Annotated in this window: 1 protein-coding gene; it reads left to right on the top strand. The window is 28.6% G+C overall.

Annotation, left to right across the window (positions count from 1 at the left end; all coding sequences use genetic code 11):
- A partial coding sequence (locus HMPREF0877_RS00860; RefSeq protein WP_002827201.1) for a hypothetical protein occupies positions 1 to 460 on the top strand: 460 nt, incomplete at its 5' end.
- Between the last annotated feature and the right edge of the window lie 922 nt (positions 461 to 1382).

Genomic DNA, 1382 nt, shown 5'->3' with positions numbered 1-1382 from the left:
TGGTAATCATGCCATTCAAATAACCAATGGTCATTTAGAATCAGCAAGTTTAAAGAAAGTACTTAAAACATTTGGAATTGATTTACCAACTAACGCTTTTGAAAAAATGCTTGATTTATCATTATCGTCAACAGGTATTAGTATTGCTGGAGATGTTATGGATGGTGAATTGCGTATCTTAACTTTAGGTACGGATGGCAAAAGCTTAACTCTGGAATTAGTAGTAAAGTCTCTTAAAAACGAGTCATTGGATGCGGAATTTGGAATTAAATTTGAGGTAACAATTGATCTGAATAATTTGAAAGACAAAGTAAAAACAATGTATGAAGCAGTTCAGAACAGCGTTGAAAAAGTTGCAGCAGGACTGCAAGTAGATGTGTCTCAAAAAACAAGTAATCAAATTGTCATAATTATTATGATTATATTGTTTATGACGCTTATGGTGGCATCAGCTGCATAAGAATCAATGATTAAAAATCACAGATAGTACGCAAGTTAATAAAGTTATAAATCCCCATTTGTTAAAAAGATTAGTTGTTTTTGCTAAAACAACCAGCATTTCATCAAAATATTTTTTTTCGTTTTCTGAGAATAATGAAGTTTGATCTTGAGCAGCGTACTGGTAAAGTACCTGCTTTTTTTTGAATGTAGCTATACCACATGAGTAAAATATGTAGCCAGTTAAAAGTAATAGAATGTCAAATATCCATAAAAATTTTGTAGGAATTCTCAGCGAGTATTCTACTAAAAATATAAGTATTGTGAAACTGAATATTGTGTAGATTAGCGTCTTGTGTTTAGAATGTTGTTGTTCCGGAAAATATTGATTTAATTTTTTATGGGTATTTTTCCGATTAGCCTTGGAAATTTTTTTGTTTTTTAGTATCTTGTTTTTATTTATGTAATTTAATAAAAGACACCATATTAAAATACATAGGCTAATTAATGATATTCCAAGAAATATTATTGATAATAAATGACTCATAGATGATAGATAAATCCTCTCTAAAATGTAATTACTAAGGCTAATTGTATCATTATACTGAAATATAAATTATGTAATTAAAGCTGATTGAACGATGTTGGTTAATGGTTCATTTTCTTTTTTAATTCTTGTGGTACGTTAGAAATTAGAAATGGTATGTCCTGTTAAATAGTGTTTGTAAAGGTAATTGTAACATTGTTCAAATTAGCGTTTGTTCAATGGTGACTTAATTATGTGTGAAAAACACAGTGCTTTCTATTATTTATATGGTTTAAAGATGATTGATAGGATAAAATATATTAATTAATTGTTTCATGAAAGGGTTTGCTATGGTAAACTAAAATCATAAATTAAATATGAATGCAAAAAAAAGCCCCAAGAATTGGCGTTCTTGGAG

The sequence above is a fragment of the Weissella paramesenteroides ATCC 33313 genome (genome assembly GCF_000160575.1).
Classification (GTDB): Bacteria; Bacillota; Bacilli; order Lactobacillales; family Lactobacillaceae; genus Weissella; species Weissella paramesenteroides.
The sequence above is the reverse complement of the archived record's forward strand: the minus strand, read 5'-3'. Positions and strand labels throughout refer to the sequence as shown.